The following is a 3996-nucleotide window of genomic DNA, read 5'->3' as shown; positions in this document are numbered from 1 at the left end:
TGTATGAAAATCAATACAATATGCGGATGTGGCGGAATTGGCAGACGCGCTAGATTCAGGTTCTAGTGGGCATTGCGCCCGTGCAGGTTCAAGTCCTGTCATCCGCATCTGAAAAGAGACCATCGGAAAGATGGTCTTTTTTCTTTGGGGCGGAGAGATTGCTCGGCGTCAAAGGGGGGGCGGGAAAGCAGAGTTTCAAAAAAATGAAAAAAACAGTTGACAGGGGCTTCTTTTTATAGTATGATAGCAAAGCAAGTTTCAAAAAGGCATATGCGGATGTGGCGGAATTGGCAGACGCGCTAGATTCAGGTTCTAGTGGGCATTGCGCCCGTGCAGGTTCAAGTCCTGTCATCCGCAGTCAGAAAAAAGACCATCTCAGAAGAGATGGTCTTTTTTTGCGTGGGAAACATAGCTATGTAGCGATGTCAATGTATTGGCGTGCTGTTTGAGGAGAGGGGGTGCACAGGGAAAAGGGAGGATGGAAGGCGCGCGGGCTATTTTTCTGTGAATCGACGGCGGAGGAAAGCTGTTTTTTTAGCGGAGAAGGGACGCTGTGTGCCGGAAAGGACAGGCAATTTGCTGAGATAGAGCAGACAAAAACAGTCATGTTGCCTGATGGTATGTTTTTTCTTATGAAAAAGCCACAGAAAAGCCTGGAAAATTTGAAAAAAATCGGCTTGCGTTATGGGGGGATTTGGTATAATCTTATGTATAGGGAAAATTCTGCAAAAGAAAGCTTGGCAATCTGCACGGAAATTTGCCCGAACCTGTTCAGAACCGTCTGATTTCTTATTGGGAGAAAAAGGGAAGAGGAGGGCGGCAAATTGCGGCGATTTACTAAAATGCGCATCTGCGTATTTTGATTTTGTGGGGAAATGTCCCGAAACCATCTTTTATTCAATAAACAGGAGGTAAAGAAGTATGAGCAAAAAGTATGTTTACATGTTCAGCGAAGGTAACGCTTCCATGCGTAATCTGCTGGGCGGTAAAGGCGCAAACCTGGCGGAAATGACAATCCTGGGACTGCCGATCCCTCAGGGCTTCACCATTACCACCGAGGCCTGCACAGAGTACAATGAAGGCGGCAAGAAGCTGAACGACGAAATGGTAGCTCAGATTGAGGCTGCTCTGGCAAAACTGGAAGAAATGGCAGGCAAAAAACTGGGCGATCCTGAAAATCCCCTGCTGGTATCCGTTCGTTCCGGCGCGAGAGCATCCATGCCCGGTATGATGGACACCGTTCTGAACCTGGGTCTGAACGACGTTTCCGTTGAGGGTCTGGCAACAAAGACAGGCAACCCCAGATTCGCTTACGACTCTTACAGAAGATTTATCATGATGTTTGCTGACGTTGTTATCGGCGTATCCAAATCCAAATTTGAAAGAAAATTGGATGAATACAAAGAACAGGTTGGCGCAAAATACGACACAGATCTGTCCGCTGACGATCTGAAGAAAGTGGCTGAAATGTTCAAACAGATCTACCTGGAAGATCAGGGCAAGGAATTCCCTCAGGATCCCAAGGAACAGCTGTTTGAAGCTGCAAAGGCTGTATTCCGCAGCTGGGATAACCCTCGTGCATTCGTTTACAGAAGAATGAACGATATCCCTTACAGCTGGGGTACCGCAGTTAACGTACAGATGATGGTATTCGGCAACATGGGCGACACCTCCGGTACAGGCGTTGCCTTCACAAGAAACGCCGCAACAGGCGAAAAAGCAATGCTGGGCGAATACCTGGTAAACGCACAGGGCGAAGACGTAGTAGCCGGTGTTCGTACACCTAAGCCCATCGCAAAGCTGGCAGAAGATATGCCCGAAGTATACGCACAGTTTATGGAAATCGCTAATAAACTGGAAAACCACTACAAAGACATGCAGGATATGGAATTTACCGTAGAAGAAGGCAAACTGTACTTCCTGCAGACAAGAAACGGCAAGAGAACAGCAAACGCTGCTCTGCGTATCGCCGTAGAAATGGTTGACGAAGGTCTGCTGACAAAGGACGAAGCTCTGATGAAAGTAGAACCCAAACAGCTGGATCAGATCCTGCATCCCGCATTCGACCAGAAAGCACTGAAGGCAGCTGCACCCATCGGCAAAGGTCTGCCCGCATCTCCCGGCGCAGCAGCTGGTAAGATCTGCTTCACCGCAGAAGACGCTAAAGCACAGGCTGAGGCTGGCGACAGAGTGATCCTGGTTCGTCTGGAAACCTCTCCTGAGGACATTGAAGGTATGGCAGCTGCACAGGGTATCCTGACCGTTCGCGGTGGTATGACTTCTCACGCAGCCGTTGTTGCTCGTGGTATGGGTACATGCTGCGTATCCGGCTGTGAAGAAATCAAAATGAACGAAGAAGCAAAAACATTCACACTGGGCGGCAAAACATTCAAAGAAGGCGACTACATCTCTCTGGATGGCTCCACAGGTAACATCTATGGCGAAGACATCCCTACCGTAGATCCTGAAATCAGCGGCAACTTCGCTAAATTCATGGCTTGGGCTGATGAAAAGAGAGTTCTGAAAGTAAGAACAAACGCTGATACACCTCACGACGCGCAGACAGCCATTGACTTCGGCGCAGAAGGTATTGGTCTGACCAGAACAGAGCATATGTTCTTTGAAGGCGACAGAATCATGAAATTCAGAAAGATGATCCTGGCTGAAACAGTAGAAGAAAGAAAAGCTGCTCTGGCTGGTATCGAACCTTTCCAGAAAGAGGACTTCAAAGGCATTTACAAGGCAATGGGCACAAGACCTGTTACCATTCGTCTGCTGGATCCCCCTCTGCATGAGTTCATGCCCAACACAGAAGAAGAATTCGAAGTACTGGCAAAAGGAACAGGCAAGACTGTGGAAGAACTGAAGATCAAAGCAAGAGGTCTGCATGAACTGAACCCTATGATGGGTCACAGAGGCTGCCGTCTGGCTGTAAGCTATCCTGAAATTGCTGAAATGCAGACAAAGGCTATCATTGAAGCTGCTGTGGAAGTTTCCCAGGAAGAGGGTATTGAAATCGTTCCCGAAATCATGATCCCTCTGGTTGGCGAAATCAAAGAACTGAAATTCGTAAAGAATATTGTTGTGGAAACAGCAGAAAAAGTAATGGAAGAAAAAGGCAAGAAGCTGAAATATCTGGTAGGTACCATGATCGAGATCCCCAGAGCTGCTCTGACAGCAGATCAGATCGCGACAGAAGCAGAATTCTTCTCCTTCGGTACAAACGACCTGACACAGATGACATATGGTCTGTCCCGTGACGATGCTGGTAAGATTCTGGCTGACTACATCGATAAGAACATCTATGAATGCGATCCTACCGCAAGACTGGACAGAACAGGCGTTGGCCTGCTGATGCAGTGGGCAGTAGAGAAGGCAAAACCCGTTCGTCCTGACATCCACCTGGGTATCTGCGGCGAACACGGCGGCGATCCTTCTTCCGTAGAATTCTGCCACCAGATCGGTCTGGACTATGTATCTTGCTCTCCTTTCCGTGTGCCTATCGCAAGACTGGCTGCGGCTCAGGCGCAGATCAACTTCCCCAGATAAGCTGAGGATATTGCAGTAAACGAAATATAGATTATAAAAAGGTATACCGTCTAAGAGGCGGTATACTTTTTTTGCGTAAAATATTCTGTATAAATGGGAGGGGATGGCGGCAAAAACGCGAAATGTAAAATAAAAATAAAAAAATTGAAAAAAAGTATTGACATAGAGTAAAATTACTGGTAGAATAATCAAGCACTCGGGAAAACCGAGAGGCAAGAAGGAAAATCAGAGAGAAACACAGAAGCAAAGCTGAAAAGTACGAAAAAAAGTACTTGACAGAAAGGTGTGAATCTGATATACTAATCTAGCTGACGCTGATAAGCGGAAAGCAAGACTGGTCCTTGAAAACTGAACAGCAGAAATAAACTTACAACCCATAGTCAATTCAACGGCAGATGATTCTGCTGATAAATGACAAGAGTTTGCCGGTTTCGAAAAAACCGGAGG

At 47.0% G+C, this 3996-nt stretch carries 2 protein-coding genes and 2 tRNA genes; all 4 read left to right on the top strand.

The genetic code is table 11. From position 1 onward, the window contains the following. Positions 1–22: 22 nt before the first annotated feature. Positions 23–107 (top strand) — tRNA-Leu (locus H9X84_RS12660). Positions 108–272: 165 nt separating this feature from the next. Then, positions 273–357, top strand: a tRNA-Leu gene (locus H9X84_RS12655). Between the two features lie 101 nt (positions 358–458). After that, positions 459–785 (top strand): hypothetical protein, encoded by a 327-nt coding sequence (locus tag H9X84_RS12650; protein ID WP_205134565.1) that lies wholly within the window; start codon positions 459–461, stop codon positions 783–785. Between the two features lie 136 nt (positions 786–921). Beyond that, positions 922–3549, top strand: a complete 2628-nt coding sequence (gene ppdK, locus H9X84_RS12645) for a pyruvate, phosphate dikinase (RefSeq protein ID WP_205134564.1) — start codon at positions 922–924, stop codon at positions 3547–3549. The last annotated feature ends 447 nt before the right edge of the window (positions 3550–3996 follow it).

Origin of the sequence: Anaerotignum lactatifermentans, assembly GCF_016902535.1 — a bacterium.
Classification (GTDB): Bacteria; Bacillota; Clostridia; order Lachnospirales; family Anaerotignaceae; genus Anaerotignum; species Anaerotignum lactatifermentans_A.
This window is presented reverse-complemented; position numbering and strand designations above follow the sequence as displayed.

Excerpts from the sequence above, each read along its gene's own strand:
- ppdK (WP_205134564.1), top strand. The coding sequence starts at position 922 with ATGAGCAAAAAGTATGTTTACATGTTCAGCGAAGGTAACGCTTCCATG.